The sequence below is a fragment of the Pseudomonas sp. 7SR1 genome (assembly GCF_900156465.1).
GTDB lineage: Bacteria > Pseudomonadota > Gammaproteobacteria > Pseudomonadales > Pseudomonadaceae > Aquipseudomonas.
The window spans coordinates 968,910-991,883 of the sequence record NZ_LT707064.1 but is presented as its reverse complement, the minus strand read 5'-3'; the positions used below and the strand labels follow the sequence as shown (position 1 = coordinate 991,883).

The 22,974-nt window shown below is 61.6% G+C and carries 21 protein-coding genes and 1 riboswitch; of the genes, 14 read left to right on the top strand and 7 right to left on the bottom strand.

Annotation, left to right across the window (positions count from 1 at the left end; all coding sequences use genetic code 11):
• Nucleotides 1-76: 76 nt before the first annotated feature.
• From BW992_RS04635 to BW992_RS04625, 3 genes are read left to right on the top strand one after another with little or no spacing between them, the layout of a single operon-like run.
• Entirely contained in the window at nt 77-1,033 is a 957-nt protein-coding gene (locus tag BW992_RS04635; RefSeq protein WP_072398543.1) for a glycosyltransferase family protein, read from the top strand.
• Between the two features lie 55 nt (nt 1,034-1,088).
• Nucleotides 1,089-1,853 (top strand): hypothetical protein, encoded by a 765-nt coding sequence (locus tag BW992_RS04630; protein WP_076407323.1) that lies wholly within the window; start codon nt 1,089-1,091, stop codon nt 1,851-1,853.
• Between the two features lie 48 nt (nt 1,854-1,901).
• The gene (locus BW992_RS04625) at nt 1,902-3,005 is read left to right on the top strand and encodes a glycosyltransferase (RefSeq protein ID WP_072458644.1); all 1,104 of its coding nucleotides are present in this window, start codon (nt 1,902-1,904) and stop codon (nt 3,003-3,005) included.
• Here the strand turns inward: BW992_RS04625 and BW992_RS04620 are convergent.
• Nucleotides 2,991-3,596 carry a lipopolysaccharide kinase InaA family protein gene (locus tag BW992_RS04620; protein ID WP_072398541.1) on the bottom strand — a complete coding sequence of 202 codons (606 nt, stop codon included), beginning with the start codon at nt 3,594-3,596 and terminating at the stop codon, nt 2,991-2,993. The two genes, BW992_RS04625 and BW992_RS04620, sit on opposite strands and share 15 nt — an antisense overlap.
• 106 nt (nt 3,597-3,702) lie before the next feature.
• On the opposite strand from BW992_RS04620, the gene BW992_RS04615 reads away from it, so the two are divergent.
• The 5 genes from BW992_RS04615 to hldE all read left to right on the top strand — a co-directional run bounded on the left by BW992_RS04615 (nt 3,703) and on the right by hldE (nt 9,694).
• Nucleotides 3,703-4,875 carry an O-antigen ligase family protein gene (locus BW992_RS04615; protein WP_072398540.1) on the top strand — a complete coding sequence of 391 codons (1,173 nt, stop codon included), beginning with the start codon at nt 3,703-3,705 and terminating at the stop codon, nt 4,873-4,875.
• 15 nt (nt 4,876-4,890) lie between these two features.
• Nucleotides 4,891-6,696, top strand: coding sequence for a lipid A export permease/ATP-binding protein MsbA (msbA, locus tag BW992_RS04610; RefSeq protein WP_072398539.1), 1,806 nt, complete (start codon nt 4,891-4,893; stop codon nt 6,694-6,696).
• Nucleotides 6,697-6,876: 180 nt separating this feature from the next.
• On the top strand, nt 6,877-7,581 hold the full coding sequence (locus tag BW992_RS04605) for a sulfotransferase family 2 domain-containing protein (RefSeq protein ID WP_072398538.1): 705 nt from the start codon (nt 6,877-6,879) through the stop codon (nt 7,579-7,581).
• A complete protein-coding gene (gene cysC / locus BW992_RS04600) occupies nt 7,574-8,185 on the top strand; it encodes an adenylyl-sulfate kinase (protein WP_072432161.1) in 612 nt (203 codons plus the stop codon). The genes BW992_RS04605 and cysC overlap by 8 nt, the downstream gene beginning before the upstream one ends.
• Before the next feature lie 87 nt (nt 8,186-8,272).
• Nucleotides 8,273-9,694, top strand: coding sequence for a bifunctional D-glycero-beta-D-manno-heptose-7-phosphate kinase/D-glycero-beta-D-manno-heptose 1-phosphate adenylyltransferase HldE (gene hldE / locus BW992_RS04595; protein ID WP_072398536.1), 1,422 nt, complete (start codon nt 8,273-8,275; stop codon nt 9,692-9,694).
• 103 nt (nt 9,695-9,797) lie between these two features.
• Here hldE and BW992_RS04590 read toward each other — a convergent pair whose 3' ends face one another.
• From BW992_RS04590 to BW992_RS04575, 4 genes are all read right to left on the bottom strand, one after another.
• The gene (locus BW992_RS04590) at nt 9,798-10,763 is read right to left on the bottom strand and encodes a metal ABC transporter ATPase (protein WP_072398535.1); all 966 of its coding nucleotides are present in this window, start codon (nt 10,761-10,763) and stop codon (nt 9,798-9,800) included.
• A 32-nt stretch (nt 10,764-10,795) separates the two neighbouring features.
• Nucleotides 10,796-11,608: an aldo/keto reductase gene (locus BW992_RS04585; RefSeq protein ID WP_072398534.1), complete on the bottom strand. Its 813-nt coding sequence runs from the start codon at nt 11,606-11,608 to the stop codon at nt 10,796-10,798.
• Nucleotides 11,605-12,780 carry an NAD(P)/FAD-dependent oxidoreductase gene (locus BW992_RS04580; protein WP_076405685.1) on the bottom strand — a complete coding sequence of 392 codons (1,176 nt, stop codon included), beginning with the start codon at nt 12,778-12,780 and terminating at the stop codon, nt 11,605-11,607. The genes BW992_RS04585 and BW992_RS04580 overlap by 4 nt, the downstream gene beginning before the upstream one ends.
• 233 nt (nt 12,781-13,013) lie before the next feature.
• Entirely contained in the window at nt 13,014-13,346 is a 333-nt protein-coding gene (locus BW992_RS04575; RefSeq protein WP_046065574.1) for a DMT family transporter, read from the bottom strand.
• Between the two features lie 102 nt (nt 13,347-13,448).
• On the opposite strand from BW992_RS04575, the gene BW992_RS04570 reads away from it, so the two are divergent.
• Together BW992_RS04570 and waaA are read left to right on the top strand one after the other, a co-directional pair.
• The gene (locus BW992_RS04570) at nt 13,449-14,339 is read left to right on the top strand and encodes a LysR family transcriptional regulator (protein ID WP_072398532.1); all 891 of its coding nucleotides are present in this window, start codon (nt 13,449-13,451) and stop codon (nt 14,337-14,339) included.
• A gap of 22 nt (nt 14,340-14,361) precedes the next feature.
• Complete coding sequence (waaA, locus tag BW992_RS04565; protein ID WP_076405684.1) at nt 14,362-15,642, top strand: lipid IV(A) 3-deoxy-D-manno-octulosonic acid transferase; 1,281 nt, start codon at nt 14,362-14,364, stop codon at nt 15,640-15,642.
• An 84-nt stretch (nt 15,643-15,726) separates the two neighbouring features.
• Here the strand turns inward: waaA and BW992_RS04560 are convergent, their stop codons facing one another.
• Nucleotides 15,727-17,166 (bottom strand): TolC family outer membrane protein, encoded by a 1,440-nt coding sequence (locus BW992_RS04560; RefSeq protein WP_072398530.1) that lies wholly within the window; start codon nt 17,164-17,166, stop codon nt 15,727-15,729.
• A gap of 150 nt (nt 17,167-17,316) precedes the next feature.
• Nucleotides 17,317-17,422, top strand: a riboswitch (TPP riboswitch).
• A gap of 175 nt (nt 17,423-17,597) precedes the next feature.
• On the opposite strand from BW992_RS04560, the gene thiC reads away from it, so the two are divergent.
• The 4 genes from thiC to cytX all read left to right on the top strand — a co-directional run bounded on the left by thiC (nt 17,598) and on the right by cytX (nt 22,194).
• On the top strand, nt 17,598-19,487 hold the full coding sequence (gene thiC, locus BW992_RS04555; RefSeq protein WP_072398529.1) for a phosphomethylpyrimidine synthase ThiC: 1,890 nt from the start codon (nt 17,598-17,600) through the stop codon (nt 19,485-19,487).
• 118 nt (nt 19,488-19,605) lie between these two features.
• Nucleotides 19,606-19,908 (top strand): IS3 family transposase, encoded by a 303-nt coding sequence (locus BW992_RS27155; RefSeq protein ID WP_072430580.1) that lies wholly within the window; start codon nt 19,606-19,608, stop codon nt 19,906-19,908.
• Nucleotides 19,905-20,741 (top strand): IS3 family transposase, encoded by an 837-nt coding sequence (locus BW992_RS04545; RefSeq protein ID WP_072430581.1) that lies wholly within the window; start codon nt 19,905-19,907, stop codon nt 20,739-20,741. Before BW992_RS27155 ends, BW992_RS04545 begins: the two co-directional genes overlap by 4 nt.
• A gap of 160 nt (nt 20,742-20,901) precedes the next feature.
• A complete protein-coding gene (gene cytX / locus BW992_RS04540; protein ID WP_076405682.1) occupies nt 20,902-22,194 on the top strand; it encodes a putative hydroxymethylpyrimidine transporter CytX in 1,293 nt (430 codons plus the stop codon).
• Here the strand turns inward: cytX and BW992_RS04535 are convergent.
• Nucleotides 22,163-22,909 carry an RsiV family protein gene (locus BW992_RS04535; protein WP_072398527.1) on the bottom strand — a complete coding sequence of 249 codons (747 nt, stop codon included), beginning with the start codon at nt 22,907-22,909 and terminating at the stop codon, nt 22,163-22,165. The two genes, cytX and BW992_RS04535, sit on opposite strands and share 32 nt — an antisense overlap.
• Between the last annotated feature and the right edge of the window lie 65 nt (nt 22,910-22,974).

Here is a 22,974-nt window from a genome sequence, read left to right as displayed (position 1 = left end):
CAGCGTTTGAAATGGATGCAGTCGAGCTGTTTTGAAATATTAAGCAACATATTTTCCTTGGTCCGATAGGAAGACGATGAAAGTTCTATTCCTGGTGCAGAAAGAACAACGGGCCATTCTTGATCGGCTTTATGAAGGTGTCGCCGCCCATTGCGAATGTGACCTGCGTTGGCTCGACAGTGGTGAACAGCGCAATCTGCGGGGCTATTTCAGGCGCCATGTGGACGTGTCGCGTTACGACCGGATCGTCTTTTTCCTGCGCTTCAAGCAGGAGATCCGCCAGGCCGGATTCATCCGTACGGTCCCCAACCTGGTGATCCTCGAACACGATGCCTACCAGAACTATATTGCGTGCAAATACACTGGAAAATTCAGTGCTCATTACCGCCGCCTGCCTTGGGCACGGGTGATCAGTTCCGGCTTCACGGTCGCCGAGCGTCTGCGCGGGGAAGGTTTCGATGCGGTATTCGTGCCCAAGGGCTACGATCAATCCTTGTTGCAGGATCAGGGGCGCGAGCGGGATATCGAGTTGGCTTTTGTCGGCAGCACCAACAGCGTTGCCTACAGTGGCCGCAAGGCTCTGCTGGACGAGTTGGGGCGCGTCGAGCCGCTGGTGGTGACCCGCACCAAGTCGGGCGAAGAATATTGCGAGACGCTCAATCGTATCCGCTTTTTCGTCAGCGCCGATGTGGGCATGGGGGAGTTCATGATCAAGAACTTCGAAGCCATGGCCTGTGGCTGCGTGCTGCTGGCGTTCGACCAGGGCGCCGATGAGGCCCGGGCTTTGGGCCTGCAGGACATGCAGAACGTCGTGTTGTATCGCGACATCCCGCAGCTTCAGGAAAAGCTCGCCCAGCTTCGTGCCGATCCCGCAATGGCGCAGGGTATCGCGCGCAACGGCCAGAAACTGGCGCTGGAGCAGTTCAGTTTTGCACGCATAGGCCAGAAGATTGTCGAGGCGCTGGAACCGCCGTTGCGGCCTCGTGCGCCGTTGAGCCTGCTTGAAAAACTACGCCTGAGGCTGGGCGTTTGACAGGAATCGTTCGGCTGCCCGATGCGGGGTAGCGTTTAACTAAATGGTATTTCAGGTGCAATTTTCCGAAGAGAGTGACATTACCCTGGTGGTAACCAGTTGCGGTCGGCTCGATCTGCTTAAGCGGACTCTGGAGAGCTTCGACCGTTTCAATACCGCGCCTATCCGGGAGGTCTTCATCACCGAGGATGCCGGCGATGAAGGGGTACATGAGGTCATTCCGGCGCATTGGAAAGATCACTGCACAGTTTTCGTCAACAGGCCGAAGCTGGGACAACTGGCCTCGATCGACCTGGCCTATGGGCACGTCAAGACCCCTTATATCTTTCACTGCGAGGACGACTGGGAATTCTATCGCCCGGCCTTCGTGGAAGATTCGCGTGCCATTCTCGAGCAGCGTCCCGATATTCTCCAGGTGTGGTTGCGCAACTATGTTTACGATTTGTGCGTACACAGCCCTTACATACACCTGGGGGAGCGTGAAGTCATCGCTGGAGTGGCCTGTTACCCGTTGATCTCCGACAAGCCTGAATGGCAGAGCTTTTCGCTCAATCCTGGGCTACGACGGCTGAAGGAGTATCGCTTGTGTGCCCCGTTTGCCGGCTTCGGAGGCGAAAAAGCCCTGTCGCTTCGCTATGCACAGCTGAACTTGACGGCGGTCACGCTGGAAGGAGATGCTGTTTTGCATACTGGTTTCGGGGATCACGTCGAAGTACCTGTGGAACGTCAGCGCAAGGCACGCCGCAGGCGCCGCGAGCAGATCAAGCTGGCTCTGGTTCTGTTGCTCGGAGTCTGCATTGGCTGGCTCATCAATTTTTAAATGCCCGGCAGCACGAATCCCGGAACGCGATGAAAGGTTTGCTGCTCAATGAGCATTATTAACGTCATGTGGGCGGGCGGTTCGCCGTTCGCTTCGGTACACAAAGTCCATCACCAGATCCTCTCGCAGCTTGAACCTGCGATGCCGGTCAAGACATGGTTCTTGCAGGGCGCGGGCGTGGCCTGTCAGGTCAACATGGGGCAGGCGCTGGAGTGGCGTCTCTCGTCGGCCCGTCTGAAGGGGCGACATGTCTGGCGGTTATTCAAGCCCTTGATGCGTAAGCGATTCCGACAGGCACTGCTCGACAGCGATGCTCGCGTCGTGCTGCTGGACGGTCTGGGTGTCGCCCGGACCTTGTTGCCTGTCCTTGAGGGCATGCCACACATACAGGTGGTGGTGATTTTCCACGGTGCGACGCGGATAAAAGCTGAAAGTCGTGAGCTGCTGCGTGGCTTCCCTGCTTCACGCCTGGCGCTGGTGGCGGTTTCCCAGACCCTTGCGACCGCGTTGCAGGACGCGCTAGGTCTCCCTGTGACGGTGCTGCGCAGCGCATTCGACCCGGCGGCTTTCCAGCACGCACTCATCCCGCGCCAGGAAGCCCGTATCCGCTTGGGCTTGCCTTCTGGCGGTCTGCGGGTATTTGGAGCCGTTGGACGCCTGGTGGACGACAAGGGCTTCGCCTGCCTGCTGGAGGCGTTTGCCCTTGCAGCGGCAAACCAGCCTGATTGGCGCCTGGTCATTGTCGGTGAAGGGCCGCGGCGCGAGGCGCTTCAGGCGCGGATCGCCCAACCGGATCTACGAGGGAAAGTGTTGCTGACGGGGCATCTGGATGATGTCGCAACGCTTTACAAGGCGTTTGACTGGGTGGTGATCCCCTCCCTCGAGGAAGGGCTCGGGCTGATCCTGCAAGAGGCGGTCATGGCCGGTATTCCGGTGCTCAGCAGCCAGCTGGCGGTGTTTCGCGAGCAACTGGGCGATGCGGGGCGGTACGCTCCGGCGAACGATATCAACGCCTGGAGCGAGGCACTTCTCCAGACTTCACAGGGTTCGGCAGAAGCGGTCGCGGCGGCTCAATATCAAGCGCTGGCACCTGACCAGGCTTGGCTGAGCTTCAGCCAGACCGCGCGGCAACTGGTTTCAGGCAGGCAGTAGCGCTTCTTCCAGCGCCTGCATCGGAAAGCTCTCGTTCAGGTTCTCGCGGGCAATATAACGAGCGAAATGCTGCAAATTGCGGCGCGTCAGATGCCGCGGCAAGGGCGCGCGCAAAAAGCGCATATCGGCCACATCGATCAGGCCCAGTTCGTTTTCCGGAGTGACGACGATGTTACCCAGGTGCAGCGAGCGGAAGTAGATACCGCTGGCGTGCAGCCTGCGGATCATTTCGATCAGTTGCGGAAGCGCTTGCTGCCAACTGAAATTTTCCTGATTCGATATTTGACGCAGGGTTTTTCCAGGAAGCGGCCGATACAGTACGGCGGTCATGCCGGGGCTTGGCAATTTATAGAAAGCCAGTACGTCGAGGGTCGGTATGCCAAGCTCTCGCAAGCGAGCCGCGTTTCGGATGAACCGTACCGAATAAGGCCGTAGAAGAGCCGAAGAAAAAAGCCGCTTGCGGCGAAATAACTTAAGGATGTTGCCATCCTGCAACAGATAGACTTTTGGGCCGGAGCTGTCGGCCTCCAGAATGCTGGCGCCTTCAATCAGTTGATTCAAAGCGGCTTGGGGAAGCCGTGTGGATTGCATCGTAGGGAAACCTTGTTGAAAGGGCCGGTACCTTGGCGGGCCATGATGCCCAAAAGTTTTTGTTTTAACCATGCCTGTTTGGCAGGTGAACCATTTAGGAGCGAAGATGCAAGCAACACGTTGGGCGCAGCGATGGATGGCCTTTGGCTTGTTCTGGTTTCTGCTGGCAATCGCCCTGGCACCAAGCAATAAAGTTTATCAACAGGGCCTTGTTATCTTTGTCTGGTTGCCGGCAATTCTGTTTGCCTGGCCGGCGCGTCAGCGGTTGGCAGAACTGTGGCGTGCCCAGCGTGTCATCTACACCGCGCTGCTGGCACTGGCAGTCTGGTCGCTGATTACCCTGTGCTGGGCCGATGCACCGGAGCCGGCGCGTGAGGCCAAGCGGTTGCTCTACATCCTGGTGTTCCTGTTGTCCTTTGCCATCCTGGCCGATGGCCAGCCCGAGCGAGTCATCCGCATCATGCAATGGGGGGGAGTGGGGCTTGCCCTGACGGCCTTGATGGCGATCGTTCATTTCTACGGCGTTGAAAACAATCCCTGGGTAGCCCGCCTGGAAGGACTGGGCGAGTTGTCCCATCCAATCCTTGGCGGCTACGTGATTGGCCTGGCGGCGATCTGGCTGTTGCACTGGGTGCCTCGTTCCATCGGCCTGCAGGTTGTTTGGGCGGTGGCCCTGGCACTGTTGGGCGTATTCGTCGTGATGAGCCAGAGCCGTGGCGCGGCGCTGGCCTTGCTGCTCAGCGTCCTGGCCATGCCCATCTACTGCCGCGACCAGCGTAGCCGTGTGATCGCAGCCACCGCCCTGGTGCTGGCGATGCTGACCTTCTGGCTGCTCGAGCCGCTGGTCCTGGCGCGTGGTGCTTCCTACCGGCCCGAGATCTTCATGTCGAGCCTGCACATGATTGCCGAGCACCCGTGGGGTGGCCTGGGACTGGCGGCAGACTACCGGATCCCCGTTGGCCGTATTTCCTTTGACCACGCACACAACCTGTTCAGCCATGTCGCCATCCAGCTTGGATTGCCGGGGCTGGCGCTGTGGTGCATTGCCTGGTTCGCCGTGCTGCGCGAAGCCTGGCGCGCACGGGAAAGCCTGCTGGGACGGGGTGTGCTCGGCATGTGGATATTTTCGTTCCTGGCGATGCAGTTCGATGCCGCAAGCCTGACCGGAACGCCGCGCGCCGAGTGGTTCATCAGCTGGCTGCCGATCGGTTTGGCCGGTGTTTTGACCTGGGCGCGGGTCAAGCCGGGTGGCTGTGATAAAATTCCGTGTTCTTCCTAACCAGTGAGCTCTACGATGAGTGATGCACCGCCCAAAGCGGAACAGGACTCCAGCCTGAAAATCTATTTTCGGCTGCTGGGATACGTCAAACCCTACGTGGGCATCTTTTTGCTGAGTATCGTGGGTTTCGTGATATTTGCTTCCACCCAGCCCATGCTGGCCGGGATCCTCAAATATTTCGTCGATGGCTTGAGCAACCCCGATGCGGTGCTCTTTCCCAACGTGGCCTACCTCAAGGACTTGAAGCTGCTGATGGCGGTGCCGCTGCTGATCATCCTGATCGCCGCCTGGCAGGGCCTGGGGTCGTTTCTGGGCAACTATTACCTGGCCAGGGTTTCCCTGGGGCTGGTCCATGACCTGCGGGTCGAGCTGTTCAACAAGCTGCTGGTGCTGCCCAACCGCTATTTCGATACCCACAATTCGGGGCACCTGATTTCCCGCATCACCTTTAACGTGACCATGGTCACCGGTGCTGCCACCGATGCCATCAAGGTGGTGATCCGCGAAGGCCTCACCGTGGTGTTCCTCTTCGTTTACCTGGTCTGGATGAACTGGAAACTGACCTTGGTGATGCTGGCGATCCTGCCGTTGATCGCATTCATGGTCGGCAATACCAGCAAGAAATTCCGCAAGCAGAGCAAGAAAATCCAGGTGGCCATGGGCGACGTCACGCACGTGGCGTCCGAGACCATCCAGGGCTATCGCGTCGTGCGCAGCTTTGGCGGCGAAGCCTACGAAGAACAGCGTTTTGCCCGGGCCAGCCAGGGCAATACCGAAAAACAGCTGCGCATGACGCGTACGGGCGCTGTCTATACGCCAATGTTGCAACTGGTGATCTACACCGCCATGGCGGCCCTGATGTTCCTGGTGCTGTTCCTGCGGGGGGATGCCACGGCCGGTGATCTGGTGGCCTACATCACGGCCGCGGGCCTGCTGCCCAAGCCGATCCGCCAGCTTTCGGAAGTCAGTTCCACCATCCAGAGAGGCGTGGCCGGTGCGGAAAGCATCTTCGAGCAACTGGATGTCGCGCCGGAAATCGACAACGGTACGGTCGAGCAGGAACGCGTCAGCGGCCGTCTCGATGTGCGCAACCTGAGTTTCACCTACCCCGGTGCCGACCGCGAGGTCCTCAAGGACATCAGCTTCACGGCAGCGCCTGGGCAGATGATAGCCCTGGTGGGGCGTTCGGGCAGTGGCAAGTCGACCCTGGCGAGCCTCATCCCGCGCTTCTATCACCATGAAGTCGGCCAGATCCTGCTCGATGATGTGGAAATCGAGGACTATCGCCTGCGCAACCTGCGCCGGCATGTCGCCCAGGTGACCCAGCACGTCACGCTGTTCAACGACACCGTGGCCAACAATATCGCCTATGGCGACCTGGCCGGCGCGCCACGGGCCGATATCGAGAAAGCTGCCCGTGATGCCTACGCCATGGATTTCATCGAGCAGTTGCCCAAGGGGCTGGATACCGAAGTGGGTGAGAACGGCGTGCTGCTGTCCGGTGGCCAGCGTCAGCGCCTGGCCATTGCCCGGGCACTGTTGAAGAATGCGCCGTTGCTGATTCTCGACGAGGCCACCTCGGCACTGGATACCGAGTCCGAGCGGCATATCCAGGCGGCCTTGGACCAAGTGATGAAAGGTCGCACCACCCTGGTCATTGCCCACCGCCTGTCGACTATCGAGAAAGCCGATCTGATCCTGGTCATGGACCAGGGGCGTATCGTCGAGCGCGGCACCCACGGCGAACTGCTTGCCCAGAACGGCTACTACGCACGCCTGCACGCCATGGGCCTGGATGCGCCAGCCCAGGACATCGCCTGATACAGCGTGATACCTGCGGGAGCATCCGAGCTCCCGCGGGCATTTGTATCCAATGGGTTACCTGTGTGAACCAACCCGCCATAAATCCGCGCGCCGCGTTTGATAACGTCCTGGCTACAGGACTTTTCCTGAACGACCTTCACTGATCGATGAGACGATCCCCTTCGCGCGGGTACTCCAATGCTGCAACGTTATCTCTGGAAACTGTTGCCCAAGTCGCAACGCTCCTTTCTGTTGGGCCGCCTGTCGATTGTCGATCGGCAAGCCGTCAACAAATCATTGTCGGCCAACTGCCGCTTCCCCGAAGCCTTCGCCCAGCGCGCCTGCCTGTTCATCCATGTTCCCAAATGCGCCGGCAGCAGTGTCTGCGTGGGCATGTTCGATGGTTTCAGCCCCGGGCATCTACCGCTGTACTGGTACGAGGAGCAGTTTGCGGAGCAATACGCCGCCAGCTTCAAGTTCGCTTTTGTCCGTGATCCTCTGGAGCGTGCCTATTGCGCCTATGCTTTCCTGCGCGGCAATCAGCTGGGGCCGCGGGACCAAAGGGCGCAAGCGCTGGTGAGGCATTACCGTGACTTCGACGATTTCGTCGCCCGCTGGCTGCATCCGGAGAATGTCGCGCGTCAGTTGCATTTCGCCCCACAGACTGAATTTCTCACCGATTCCCTCGGTCACCTGGCGATGGACTTCATCGGTTATCAGGAACATATGGGTCGAGATTTTCGGCGGGTATGCGAGCATCTGGGCCTTGCCGCTACACTGCCTCATGTGAACCGCACCGCGCAGCGTACCTCGATGCCGGTCCGGGAAATCTGTTCGGTGCGTACCCGCCGGCTGGTTCGGCGGGTTTACCAGCGCGACTACGAGATGCTCGGCTATGAATGAGACGTCAAAGGTATCGATGCAACAGGTGCAGATCCGCCCCTACGCGCCGGCGCTTACCCCCGGTGACCGGGCCGCGCTCAAGTCCCAGCGGCCGCGTTGTATCTGGCTGACCGGTTTGTCGGGAGCCGGCAAGTCGACGCTGGCCAATGCCCTGGAGGTGCAGCTCAACCAGCAGGGGTTGCACACCTGTCTGCTCGACGGCGACAACCTGCGCCAAGGGTTGTGCCGCGACCTGGGGATGGATGACGCGGCCCGCAGCGAGAATGTCCGGCGCATTGCCGAGGTTGCGCGGTTGATGGTGGACGCCGGCCTGATCGTCATCGTCGCGGCGATCTCTCCGTTTCGCAATGATCGGGATGCGGCCCGGCGGTTATTTCCTGAAAAAACGTTTCTGGAAGTGTATGTAAGCACGCCTTTCGAGATCTGCGCCCAGCGTGATCCCAAGGGGTTGTATCGCGAGGCTTGCGCCGGGCGGATCAAGAATTTCACCGGTCTGGACAGCCCCTACGAAGCGCCGCTGGCGCCCGAATGCGAAATCAATACTTGCGAGGTCGAGCTGTCCCAGGCATGTGACCGGCTGGCGGCATTGCTGAAACAGGAATAATGGCGCGGCTTCCCACCGCCATGGACGAGCCTTCGCCCACCCTGTGCTAATATCGCCGCCCTGTTCATTTTGTATGTGGGATGCTCCATGAAGTTGTCGATGCCGCGATTCGATCAAGCCCCTGTCCTGGTGGTCGGCGATGTCATGCTCGACCGCTATTGGCATGGCGGTACCTCACGGATTTCCCCTGAGGCGCCGGTGCCGGTGGTCAAGGTCGAACACATCGAGGATCGTCCCGGTGGCGCGGCCAACGTCGCGTTGAACATTGCCGCCCTCGGCGCGCCGGCCTCCCTGATCGGCGTCACCGGCGACGACGAGGCCGCCGACAGTCTGTCCAACAGCCTCAGGGGCGCTGGCGTGCGGGCACGATTCCAGCGCATCGCGCACCAGCCGACCATCGTCAAGCTGCGGGTCATGAGCCGTCACCAGCAACTGCTGCGGATCGATTTCGAAGAACCGTTCGCCACCGATCCCCTGGCCCTTGGAGCCGAGGTCGACCAGATGCTCGAAGGCATCAAGGTCCTGGTATTGTCGGACTATGGCAAGGGCGCGTTGAAGAATCATCAGGTGTTGATCCAGGCCGCGCGTGCCCGTGGCATCCCGGTGCTGGCCGATCCCAAGGGCAAGGATTTTTCCATTTACCGTGGCGCGAGCCTGATCACGCCGAACCTCAGCGAGTTCGAAACCATCGTCGGCGGTTGTGCCGACGAGCATGAACTGGTGAGCAAAGGCGCCCGGTTGATGCAGGACCTCGATCTGGGGGCCCTGCTGGTGACCCGCGGCGAGCACGGCATGACCCTGCTGCGTCCCGACCACCCGGCGTTGCACCTGCCAGCCCGCGCCCGTGAAGTCTTCGACGTGACCGGTGCCGGTGATACGGTGATTTCCACCCTGGCCGCGGCGATTGCCGCTGGGGAGGAATTGCCGCACGCGGTGGCCCTGGCGAATCTGGCGGCAGGCATCGTGGTTGGCAAGCTCGGTACGGCTGCCATCAGCGCCCCGGAACTTCGTCGTGCGATCCAGCGTGAAGAAGGTTCCGAGCGCGGTGTGCTGGGGCTGGAGCAGTTGCTGCTGGCCGTTGACGATGCCCGTGCCCACAACGAGAAGATCGTGTTCACCAATGGCTGCTTCGACATCCTGCATGCCGGCCATGTGACCTATCTCGAGCAGGCCAGGGCACAGGGCGATCGCCTGATCGTTGCGGTCAACGACGACGCTTCCGTGAGCCGTCTCAAGGGGCCGGGTCGGCCGATCAACAGCGTCGACCGGCGCATGGCCGTCCTGGCCGGCCTGGGCGCGGTGGACTGGGTGATCAGCTTCAGCGAAGGCACCCCGGAAAACCTGCTGCGCCAAGTCAAGCCGGACGTGCTGGTAAAGGGCGGCGACTACGGGATCGACCAGGTCGTGGGTGCGGACATCGTCACCGCCTATGGCGGTACCGTGAAGGTGCTCGGGCTGGTGGAAAACAGCTCGACGACAGCGATTGTGGAGAAGATCCGCAATAACTGAGTCCGGCGATTGCGACTCAATGAAGGCGAAGAGCCTTTGTGGCGAGGGAGTCTAGCGATACGTCCCCTCGGCACAGGTCCGGCTTGACTGGTCGCTCTTCGTCCTAACGAGCCACCTTGCGCGGAACGATTTTCTTGAGCAACTGCCGGGCCTTGCCCTTGAGCCGGGTCAGGCCCGACTCCTTGCCCGGAGGCGTCAGCCCTTGCTGGCGCAACCAATCCTTCCAGCGAATCCGCTCCTCCCGCACCAGCCAGCCATCCTGCTTTGCGAAGCTTTCCGCCAGATACAACCCACGGGTGCTGGCCGGGTAGAGCTGGTCCTTTTTCAGGGTGTACAGCTCGGGCAAGGGTTGGCCGTCGTGCAGCGGCATCAGGTAGAGGTCGGGCCGTTTGCGATCAAGCGTGGCCACCAATTGGTCACCCTCGAGGCGCTCATCCACATGAAACAGGCTCAGGGACTTGGCTTCCCGGGGCACATCCAGGCGCAAATCGTAGATCAGTTGCAAGGATGCCGTCGGCAGATGCACATAGGCTCTTGGTCGCTCGATCAGCTGCAGGTTGGCACTGCGCACCGGGCGGGCCGAGCCGGACAGCGGTGCCAGGCGAAACGGCAAGGCTTCGCGATAATGCAGGGCAGCGGCGTAAGGGGCCGGCAGCCAGGTATCGTTGAAGCGTCCGCCGAGCCAGCCTTCGGGGGTTTCCAGCAGGCATTCCTCGGCGATTTCCTGGATGGCGGTCAGTAGCGGCAGGTTCAGTTCATGGGCCGGGACGTAGCCGGAAATCAGCTTGAGCACCACGTCGCCGCGATCCTGCCGCCGCTGGCGCACCAGCACCCAGTAGTCGCGGTTCTGCCAATGCAGGGTCAGGCGCACCGAGACCCCCAGGTTGGCCAGCTCCAGGGAAAAGCGTTCGGCATCGGCCACCGTCACCGGCCGACGGCGTTGCAGGGTCTGGGCGAAGTTCAGCGGCATTCCCACGCTCTGGTAGGTCAGGCCTTCGGGAGTCGCTTCGACATACAGGGGCAGGGTCTTGAAGTTGCTGGGGTTCTTTCTGATGAGCGTACGCGGCATGTCGACTCCTTCTTCATGCCGCGCATGCGGCGTCAGTCTTTACGCAGGACCTTGGCAACGGTCGCGACGTTATGGGCGAGGTGCAGCGGATTGATGGTGCCGACAATAGCACTGGCAACCCCGGGATGTTCAAACAACAGTTCGAAGCTGGCACGGACCGGGTCCACCCCGGGGGTCAGGCAGACATGGCCGCTGGCCAGGGCTTTCTTCACCAGGATCGCTTTGCCGTGTTCGGCTGCGTAGTCAATGACAGCCTTCTCGCTTCGTTCGTTCAGATTGTAGGTGACCATTGCGCAATCGCCTTGCTCCAGGGCCTTCAAGCCGCCATCGACGGTTTTACCGGAGAAACCGAAGCCACCGATCTTGCCCTCGCCCTTGAGCGCCGCCAGGGTTGGATAGACCTCGCTGTCGTTGAGGATCGCCAGGTCGTTGCCGTCGGAGTGCACCAGGACCAGGTCGATATAGTCGGTCTCCAGGCGCTTGAGGCTGCGCTCCACTGAAAGGCGGGTGTGGGCGGCGCTGAAGTCATGGCGTGACTGGCCGTCGCTGAATTCTTCCCCGACCTTGCTGACGATCACCCACTCCTGGCGTTGCCCACGCAACAACGGACCGAGGCGTTCTTCGCTGCGGCCATAGGCCGGTGCGGTGTCGATCAGGTTGATGCCCAGGTCGCGTGCCAGCCTGAGCAGCATCCGCGCTTCGTCGTCATCCGGGATCCGAAAGCCGTTGGGGTATTTGACGCCCTGGTCGCGCCCGAGCTTGACGGTACCCAGGCCCACGGGGGAAACCAGCGGGCCGCCATTGCCCAGTGGGCGAAGAAAATCGTGCAGGGTCGGCTGGCTCATGGCAGCAGTTGCTCCCAGGCAGGCACAGCCATGGGCGGTTTCGGCAAGTCGGGCAGGGGGGCCGGATGGCTTGGCACGATGCCGTCGCGTTGCAGTGCCGTGATTACCCGGTCGGCAAAATCCGGAGCCAGGGCCAGCTTGGTCGGCCAACCCACCAATAGACGATCCCGCTCGGCCAGGAAGGCGTTATCCGGACGGGTCAGGCCCGACTGCAAGGGTTCGGCGCGATCCACTCGCAGGGTGGCCCATTGCGCGGAGCTCAGATCGATCCAGGGCAGCAACTGACCGAGTTCCTTCTGGGCGGTAGCGATCTGCGCGGCGGGATCGCGGGCAACGCCATCGGCTTCGGCGATGTCGCCACCCAGGTACCAGACCCACTGGCCATCGGCGGCCGGGTGAGTGGTCACCGTGATGCGCGGCTTCGGTCCGCCTCCCAGGCAATGGGCGTAGAGCGGCTTGAGGGAAGGGCCTTTGACCAGGACCATGTGCAGCGGCCGGCGCTGCATGGCTGGCTGGTCGAGGCCCAGGGCGGCGAGCAGGTCGGCGGTGCCGGCCCCGGCGCTTAAGACGATGCGTTGGGCGCGGATCTCGCGACCGTCCACCTTGAGGCCCAGCAGTTCGTCATTCTCGCGCAGCGGCTCAATGAGTTGTCCGGCAAGCAGACCGTCGCCAGCCAGTTCCGCCAGGCGCGCGATCAGGCTGGGGACATCCACCACCAGTTCGGCCAGACGATAGACCTTGCCCTTGAAGCGCTTGTCCTGCAGGGCTGCGGGCAGTTGTTCGCCCTTGACCTGATCGACGCGACCGCGCACGGCCTTGCTGGCGAAAAAGCTGGTGAGGTTGCCGGCCAGGGTGCCGGGCGACCACAGGTAGTGGGCTTCGGACAGCAGGCGAACGCCGGACAGGTCCAGCTCGCCGTCGCCGGCCAGCGCTTCGCGCCAGCGGCGCGGCATGTCGGCGATGGCTTCCGAGGCGCCGGTCAGTGCGCCATGCAGCGCGTACTTGGCGCCGCCATGGATGATGCCCTGGGATTTGACGCTCTGCCCGCCACCCAGGCTGGCGCTTTCCACCAGCACGGTCGAATAACCCTGGCGACGCAGGCGCGCATTCAGCCAGAGGCCGGCGACTCCGGCGCCGACAATCAGGACGTCGGTGGAAATAACGGATGGCATGCAGCGACCTCTGTGTTCAAGACGAGGGCGCAGTATACAGACTCGATGAGAAGCGTCTGATCTGCGATTCAAGTTCGGTCCGATTGCGGCAAGGGAATTTATCTCCGCTGGGCTGTGTAGCCACCTCATCACCTGACAGCACGGCAGCATGTCAGTTGTCTTGAAAAGGGGGCGCTGCGACGAATCGATAAAGCCCCTCGCCACAAGGTATTCCAGTCAATGACCGGTGTGCTTCAGTGGCCGGCCGTCTTGGAGAACAGCTGGATCACCACCACCCCAAGCACAATCAACGCCATCCCCAGCATCGCCGGCACGTCCAGCTTCTGCCCGTAGATGAACAAGGCCGCCACGCTGACCATGACAATGCCCAGTCCGGCCCAGACCGCATAGGCCACGCCCACCGGGACAGTGCGCACCACCAGGGTCAGCATCCAGAACGCGGTGGCGTAACCGACGATGACCAGTAGCAAGGGCAAGGGCGTGCTCAAGCCTTTGATCGCTTTCATGGAGACGGTGGCAATCACTTCGGCGCAGATGGCGATGGCCAGGTAGTAGTAAGCGTTCATGAGCGATTCCTCTTGGCTGTTGCGACTTTCGATGGCGCCATTCTAGTGAGCGTTCAGATGCGGTAAAGTCATTACCTATCTGATATAGAGATAGGTTGGGTCATGAACGTGCAGTGGAATCTGGAGCAGCTGCGGCTGTTTGTCGGTGTTGCCGAAAAGCGTTCGTTCTCCGCCGTGGCCCGGGACCAACGCAAGGCCCAGTCGGCCATCAGCAGCGCCATTGCCTTGCTGGAAGCCGATCTGGGAGTGAACCTGTTCGAGCGCAGCAGTGGCCGTCAGCCCAGGCTCACTGAAGCCGGCGAAGCCTTGCTGGAAGAGGCGCGGGAGGTGCTGCGCCAGTGCGAACGCCTCAATGGGCGGGCCCAGGCCTTGATGCGAGGACAGGAAGCACGGCTGCGGCTGGCCCAGGACGAGGCCATGCCCTATCAGCCGGTGATCGACAGCCTGACCGCCCTGGCCGAGCGCTTCCCCACCCTCGAGGTGCAACTGGCCAGCGCTGCCCAGGGAGATGTAGCGCGCAAGCTGGTGGAGCGCCACGCCGACCTCGGACTGCTGTTCTATCACGAGCAGATCCCTGCGGCACTGGAGCGCCGGGTCCTGGGCAGCGTCGAGATGGTGACGGTGTGCGGACGCGAACATCCCATGGCCACGCAGGAATACGTGACTTGCCTGGAAATGGCCCGTCATCGCCAGTTGCTGATGGCGACCCAGTCCAGTGTCTACCCCGGCAGTGAGCAGGCCAGCCCGCAAGTCTGGCGCGCCGACAGCTTCTATGTCCTGGCCGAATGGCTCAGGTGTGGCCTGGGTTGGGCCTGGCTGCCACGGCATGTGGTGCAGTACCCGGCCTATCAGGGGCAGATGATCGAGCTCAACAGCGAATGGACCCCGCCAGCGCTGGTGGTGGAACTGGTCTGGCGGCGCGACGAGCCCCTGGGCCCGGCCGCGCGCTGGTTGGCGGAACGTTTTGCCGTGCAGCTGCAGGCGATTGGCTGAAAACCCGATAAACTCCGCCGCCATGAACAGAACTCTCTATAGCGCATTGTTTTATCTGGGGCTGCCACTGGTAGCGATTCGGTTGTGGTTGCGGGCACGCAAGGCGCCGGCTTATGCCCGGCGTATTGGCGAGCGTTTTTCCTGGCGCCTGCCGACCCTGGTGCCGGGAGGTATCTGGGTGCATGCGGTGTCGGTGGGCGAAAGCATTGCCGCCGCGCCGATGATCCGGGCCCTGCTGCAACGTTATCCACAGCTTCCGATCACCGTCACCTGCATGACGCCCACCGGTTCGGAGCGGATCCAGGCCTTGTTCGCCAACGAGCCGCGCATCCAGCATTGCTACCTGCCCTACGACCTGCCCTGCGCCGCGAAGCGCTTTCTCGATCGGGTGCGTCCGAAGCTGGCGGTGATCATGGAAACCGAGCTGTGGCCCAATCACATCCATCAATGCGCCAGGCGCGGCATTCCCGTGGCCTTGGCCAATGCCCGGTTGTCGGAACGTTCGGCGCGGGGGTACGCACGGTTTCCCCGGCTCACCCGTCCGATGCTGGCCGAGATGAGCCTGTTCGCCGTCCAGACCGAAGCCGAGGCCGAGCGTTTTCGCCAGTTGGGCGCCCGGGCCGAAACCGTCGAGGTGACCGGATCCATCAAGTTCGACCTGACGATCGATCCGCAACTGCTGGAAAGTGCCAGCGTCTTGCGGCATCAATGGCAAGCGACAGAGCGCGCAGTCTGGATCGCCGCGAGCACCCATGAGGGCGAAGACGAGGTGGTGCTGGCCGCCCACCGCCAGTTGCTCGACAGTTATCCCGATGCGCTGCTGATCCTGGTGCCGCGTCATCCCGAGCGTTTCGACTCGGTGTACCGGCTCTGTGAGCGCGAAGGCTTCGCCACGGTCCGGCGTTCCAGCGGGCAGCCTGTGACCGCCCAGGCTTCGGTGCTGCTGGGCGATACCATGGGCGAACTGTTGTTTCTCTACGCGTTGGCCGACAGCGCCTTTGTCGGCGGCAGCCTGGTGCCCAACGGTGGGCACAATCTGCTGGAACCGGCGGCCCTGGCCAAGCCGGTTCTGAGTGGACCGCACTTGTTCAATTTCCTCGAAATCGCCGCCCAGCTGCGAGCCGCCGGGGCATTGCAGGAAGTCGACGATGCCGAGAGCCTGGCCTTGGCGGTGCAGCGATTGTTCGAACTGCCCCGGGATGCCCAGCGCATGGCCGAGGCTGGCCTGAAGGTGATGCGCACCAATCAGGGGGCGCTGCAGCGTTTGCTGGACGGATTGGGGCGGTTGATCGCGGGACGGTGATGATTGCTGTGTGGCAAGAGAAAATATCTGTGGCGAGGGGATAAATCTCCTCGCCACAGGGGTAGCTGCCGCGAGATCCGTGGGCTACTGCGCCGGCCGTGAGCGCAGTTGCTCCGCCGCGGCCTGCGCCAGGTCCGGTGGCAGGAAATCCTTGTCCGGGTTGTAATCAGGCTTGAGGTAGCGCGACAGGTCCTGCAGGTCGGCCGGGCTCAGGGTGCCGGCGGCCTGCTTGAGGCGCAGGTTGTCGAGAATGTAGTCGTAGCGGGCGTTGTTGTAGTTGCGCACCGAGGTGTACAGCTGGCGCTGGGCATCCAGCACATCGACGATATTGCGGGTGCCCACCTGGTAACCGATCTCCGTGGCCTCCACCGCGCTCTGGTTGGAAATGATCGACTGGCGCCGTGCCTGGACCTGTTCCACGTCGGTGTTCACCGCGCGATGCAGGTTACGGGTGTTTTCCACCACCTGCCGGCGCAGGCCTTCGCGCTGCTGCTCGGTCTGGGTCAACTGCGAGTAGGACTCGCGGACCTGGGAGGTGGTCAACCCGCCGCTGTAGATCGGAATGTTCAACTGCAGGGCCAGGGTGCGCTGCTCGACATCGCCCCCGTATGGACGGCCAATCGCGTTCGGGTTGCTGAACCCCAGCGCGTCGTTGTCACCTTTCTCATACCTCGCCACGGCATCGAGGGTCGGGGCGTGGCCGGCCTTGCGCTGGCGCAGGGTGTCTTCGGCCGCCGTGACGGCGTAGTTGCTGGCCAGCAGGTTGAGGTTCTGCCGGGCGGCGGTGTCCACCCAGGCCTTGGCATCGTTCGGCGCCGGCGGCAGGATCGGTAGTGTGTGGACGATGCCCTGGATCGAGTTGTACTGGCGGTTGGTCAAGGTGATCAGGGCTTCGAAGGCATCCTCGACCTGGCGTTGGGCGAGGATCCGGTTGGCCCGCGCGGTGTCGTAGCTGGCCTGGGATTGCAGCACGTCGGTCTTGTCCGACAGGCCCACGTCGAAGCGCTCGTTGGATTGGTCGAGCTGGCGCTTGAACGCGGCTTCTTCAGCCTTGGTCGACGCCAGGTTGTCCTGACTGCGCAGCACATTGAAGTAACTCTCGGCGCTTTGCAGGATCAGGTTCTGTTCGGTGGCCGACAGTTGCAGTGCCGCCTGCTCGTTCACCGACTTGGCAGCCTGGAATTGAAACCAGCGGTCGGCACGGAACAGCGGTTGGGACAATGTGGCCTGGTATGAACGCGCACTGCGGTTGGCAATGGCGGCAGGCTCATCGATGTCGGTGCGCACGTTGGCCACCTCGGCCCCGCCGGAAAGGTTGGGCAGCAATCCGGCGCGGGCCTGGGGCACCACTTCCTTCTGGGCGCCGTACTGGGCGCGGGCAGCGGCCAGGTCGGCGTTGTTGTCCACCGCTTCCTGGTACACGCTCACCAGGTCGGTTCTGGTCGATAAGGGCGCTTCGGCAGCCCAAGCCATTCCATTGGACGCACAAGACACGGCAAGGGCCAGTGAGAGTTTGCGCAGCATGAGACGATCCCTAGACGAATGAGTGCGCACGAAGGCGCGGCGTAGCGAGTGTAGTTGCGCCGGGGCATGGCAACAATCCTGTATATGCGCCATTCATCAAGCCTTTTACCGTAGCCATGGCGTTCTGTAGTGGTTGTGTCTAGACTGGCCGGGTTCTTGTCGGGGTGCCTTGCTTTGAGGCTGAGATCGAATAATTTCGGATCCCGTTGAACCTGATCAGGTTAACGCCTGCGTAGGGAACAAGATTTCTCGTCACCCGGCGAGTCCTCTTGTGCTTCGTCCGGGATGTTGTTCGACAATCGACTTTCGATCTTCGAGCATCCTCGAGCAGCAAGCACAGCATCCGCACGATCGTGCAGGGGTGCGTCCATTCGCTACAGGTTCGCTCCGACAAAAATCCACTGCCTGGATGTGTGTCTGGAGAGCCCGTGATGACGACAAAATCAAAAAACGCGACCAACCTCAGTGATTCGGCCCAGGTCGATCAGCAATCGGTTCAGCCCTTTACCCGCTCGCAAAAAATCTATGTCCAGGGCAGCCGCCCGGACATCCGCGTGCCCATGCGCGAGATCAGCCTCGACGTGACCCCCACCGACTTCGGTGGCGAGATCAACGCGCCGGTGACGGTCTATGACACCTCGGGCCCCTACACCGACCCGAACGTGATCATCGACGTACGCAAAGGCCTGGCCGATGTACGCTCGCCCTGGATCGAGGCGCGGGGCGACACCGAACGCCTGGCAGGTCTGAGTTCCAGCTTCGGCAAGGAACGCCTGGCCGACCCCGAGCTGACCAAGCTGCGCTTCGCCCACGTGAACAATCCGCGTCGCGCCAAGCCGGGGGCCAACGTCAGCCAGATGCACTATGCGCGCAAAGGCATCATCACCGCCGAGATGGAATACGTCGCCATCCGCGAGAACATGAAGCTGGAAGTGGCTCGTGCCGCTGGCCTGCTGGATCAACAGCACGCCGGCCACAGCTTCGGCGCCAGCATCCCCAAGGTCATCACCCCCGAATTCGTCCGCGATGAAATCGCCCGTGGCCGCGCGATCATTCCGGCCAACATCAACCACACCGAACTGGAGCCGATGATCATCGGCCGCAACTTCCTGGTGAAGATCAACGGCAACATCGGCAACAGCGCGCTGGGGTCGTCCATCGAAGAAGAAGTGGCCAAGCTGACCTGGGGCATCCGCTGGGGTTCGGACACGGTCATGGACCTGTCCACCGGCAAGCACATCCATGAAACCCGTGAGTGGATCATTCGCAACTCGCCGGTCCCGATCGGTACCGTACCGATCTACCAGGCCCTGGAAAAAGTCGGTGGAGTGGCCGAAGACCTGACCTGGGAGCTGTTTCGCGACACGCTGATCGAACAGGCCGAACAGGGTGTCGACTATTTCACCATCCATGCCGGCGTGCTGCTGCGCTATGTGCCGATGACTGCCAAGCGCGTCACCGGGATCGTCAGCCGTGGCGGTTCGATCATGGCCAAGTGGTGCCTGGCGCACCACAAGGAAAACTTCCTCTACACCCACTTCGAAGACATCTGCGAAATCATGAAGGCCTACGACGTCAGCTTCTCGCTGGGCGATGGCCTGCGTCCGGGCTCGATTGCCGACGCCAACGACGAAGCGCAGTTCGGTGAGCTGGAAACCCTGGGCGAGCTGACCAAGATCGCCTGGAAGCACGACGTGCAATGCATGATCGAAGGCCCTGGCCACGTGCCGATGCAGTTGATCAAGGAGAACATGGACAAGCAGCTGGAGTGCTGCGACGAGGCGCCGTTCTATACCCTCGGCCCGCTGACCACCGACATCGCGCCGGGCTACGACCACATCACCTCCGGTATCGGTGCGGCGATGATCGGCTGGTTCGGCTGTGCCATGCTCTGCTATGTGACCCCCAAGGAGCACCTGGGGCTGCCGAACAAGGATGACGTGAAGACCGGGATCATCACCTACAAGATCGCCGCCCATGCGGCCGACCTGGCCAAGGGGCATCCTGGTGCGCAGATCCGCGACAATGCCCTGAGCAAGGCCCGTTTCGAGTTCCGCTGGGAAGACCAGTTCAACCTCGGCCTGGACCCGGACACCGCCCGTTCGTACCACGATGAAACCCTGCCGAAGGACTCGGCCAAGGTGGCGCATTTCTGCTCGATGTGCGGGCCGAAATTCTGCTCGATGAAAATCACCCAGGAAGTACGCGAATACGCCGCCAACCAGCGCATCGAAGCGGTGGACGTCGACGTCGCCCAGGGAATGGCGGAGCAGGCCGAGCGGTTCAAGCAGGAAGGCAGTCAGCTTTACAAGAAAGTGTGATGTGAGCCGAGGGGGCGGTGTTTTCACTGCCCTCATCGCGAGCAAACTGAACTGGCCTAATGATTTTGGACACCTCAATCGGGCGCTATGATAGCGCCCAAATCTGAGGTGTTTGGCTATGCGTAAATCCTATTCGAGAGAGTTCAAACTCAAGGCCGCCAGCATGGTGCTGGACGAGGGGCAATCGGTACCTGAGGTCTGTGTCGGTTTGGATATTGGCCCTACAGCCTTGCGCCGTTGGGTCGATCAGGTTCGTCAGGAACGCCAAGGTTCAACGCCGGCAGGGGCCAAAGCGATTACCGCCGATCAACGTGAGATCCAGGAGCTCAAAGCGTTGCTGCGGCAAAAGGATCGGGATATCGAAATCCTAAAAAAGGCCAGTGCTCTCCTGCTTTTGGACGCCAAAGATCACTCTCGTTGATCTGTGAGCTGGGCGAGCAATACGGCGTCAATGAGTGCTGTCGGGTGCTTGGCATCAACCGCAGCAGCTTTTACGCCTGGCGTCAGCGCCAAGACAAAGTGAATCCTCGGCGAGAAAAGCTCAAGGCCGTGCTGGTCAAGCATCACAAGGCGTCGAGAGAGTCGGCGGGGGCCCGCACCTTGGCCAAGCAGTTGCAAGCCAGCGGACACAGTGTCGGGCGGTTTATGGCTCGCAGTTTGATGCGAGAGGCAGGCATTGTCAGTCGTCAGCGCAGGCGTCATAAGTACAAGTCACCAGGGGTGGAAGCGCTGGTGGCGCCACACATACTCAAGCGCAAGTTTGATGTGACGGCGGTTAATCAGGTGTGGTGTGGAGACGTGACGTACATCAAGGTGGGCAAGCGATGGCTGTACTTCGCGGCGGTTCTGGATTTGTATGCTCGCCGGGTGGTGGGTTGGGCGTTTTCGATGATCTCCGATGCCACGTTGACCTGCGAAGCTCTACGAATGGCGGTTGAAGTGCGCCGTCGCCCTGCAAACGTGCTGTTTCACTCCGACCAGGGTTGCCAGTACACCAGCCATAAATTCAGGAATGTACTGATGGAACACGGGCTACAGCAGAGCATGAGTCGTAAAGGCGAATGCTGGGACAACGCCCCAATGGAGCGTTTCTTTGGAAGTCTGAAATCAGAGTGGGTACCCGAAACAGGCTACGAATCCGAGCATGAAGCCCGAGCGGATGTGCAGCGCTATGTATCGCGCTACAACACCGTCAGGCCTCATAGCTACAACGACTATCGGTCACCGGTCGCCAAAGAACGGCTGGCGGCGTAAGCCTTAACTGGTGTCCAAGATTACTTGACCAGTTCAAACTCGCTCCCACAGGGGATCTGCTGTGAACACAAAGTCTGTGTGCGCCTGTGATCCCTTGTGGGAGCGAGCTTGCTCGCGATAGCGGCCCCAAAACAACAAATACTCCTCTGAGATAACACTCGTGAACATCCAACCCAGCACCTACTCCCCGGATACCGCAGTCCCCCTGGACAAACGTGTCTTCGGCGCCCGCGACCTGTTTTCCCTGTGGTTCTCCCTCGGCATCGGCCTGATGGTCTTGCAGGTCGGTGCCTTGCTCGCGCCGGGCCTTGGGCTGAGCGGTTCGTTGCTGGCGATTTTCCTCGGCACATTGGTGGGTGTCCTGCTATTGGCGGCCGTTGGCGTGATCGGCAGCGACACCGGCCTGTCGGCCATGGCGGCGCTCAGGCTCAGCCTGGGTGGCAGGGGCGCGAGCGTGCCGGCGGTGTTGAACCTGTTGCAACTGATTGGCTGGGGCTCGTTCGAAATCATCGTCATGCGCGATGCGGCCAGCCTGCTTGGCGCACGGGCCTTCAGCGAGGGCAGCCTGGGTGCGAGCCCTTTGCTGTGGACATTGTTCTTCGGCGCCCTGGCGACCTTGCTTGCGGTGAGCGGACCGCTGACATTCGTGCGCAAGGTGCTGCGCAAATGGGGCATCTGGCTGCTGCTGGGGGCTTGCCTGTGGCTGACCTGGAACCTGTTCGCCAAGGCTGACCTGGCGGCGCTGTGGGCCCAGGCGGGCGACGGCTCGATGCCGCTGGCGGTGGGATTCGACATCGCGATCGCCATACCGTTGTCGTGGCTGCCGCTGATCGCCGACTACTCACGTTTCGGCAAGTGCGCCAGGAACGTCTTCGGCGGCACCGCCCTGGGGTTTTTCATGGGTAACTGCTGGCTGATGAGCCTGGGCGTGGCCTACACCCTGGCCTTTGCGCCGAGCGGCGAAGTCAATGCATTGCTATTGGCCCTGGCAGGCGCCGGATTGGGCATCCCGCTGCTGTTGATCCTGCTGGACGAGTCGGAAAACGCTTTCGCCGATATTCACTCGGCCGCGGTTTCCAGTGGCATGTTGTCGGGGTTGAAGGTCGAGCACCTGGCCTTGGCCATCGGTGTCATCTGCACATTGATCGCCTGCTTCGCGCCCTTGGCGCAGTACCAGAACTTCCTGCTGCTGATCGGCTCGGTGTTCGCGCCGCTGTTCGGCGTGGTGCTGGTGGATCATTTCATCCTGCGCAGGCGCAGCAGCCAGGTAATGTCGGCCGCATTGCGCTGGCCGGCGTTGTTGGCGTGGCTGGGCGGGGTGAGCACCTATCATGTGCTCGCCCACTTCTACCCGGATTTCGGCGCGACCCTGCCATCGCTGATCGTGGCAGGGGCGCTGCAACTGATGCTGGGCCGGGCGTTCAGCTACGGCCGGGAAACAGCTCGGGCTTGAGAATGCCGTTGAGGCGCGGGTAGGGGATCTTCAGTTCGATGTGGCCCAGGGCGTAGGGCGCGATGGTGCTCGTTTCGTACTTGAGGATCACCCCGCCGTAGGTCAGCGCCACGTTCGGGGTTTTCTTGAAGGGCCACTGCTTGATGAATTCCGGCTCCTGATCCAGCTTGGTGCTGATCAACCAACTGTTATGGGCGACCTGGACAGCTTTCCAGAAGGCGTCCTCCTGGCCCGGCAGCAGCATGTCGGACAGGGTCAGCACCTTGTTCTGCTGGCGCGAATAGTTGATGAAGCCGCGTCCGGGTGTCCCGTGTTCACCGCCGGTATCCAGGTAGCTGGACAGTTCGATGATCACCAGGCCGTCATGTTGCTCCCGTACCTTGGCCTGCAGATAACTGCTGCTGCCAGGGGCGGCGCTGCGCAGGAACTGGTCGCGGTAGGCGGCCAATGTCGGCGCCACCGGGGCGTCGGGTGCGGTGCGGGTCATTTGCAGCAAGCGTTTTTCGACGATGCCGTCCAGTGCCGGCTCGGCGGGAAAATGCAGGGTGTCGATGTTCACCAAGGGGCAGTCGGCACTGGCACAACCGGGTTGCAACTGTTCCGAGGCATCGCGGGTGGTTTCCAGCGGTGCGCGGTAATTGGGCTGGAACAGGCTTTGGCAAGCGCCCAGGGTCAGGGCGACGAGGGCCACTGAAACGGTTTTGAAAAGCGACATGGGTGTCCTTCATGAAACAGGGAAAGGCGAAAAGCTCCCCGCTTCGACTGTCTGCGGGGCAATCA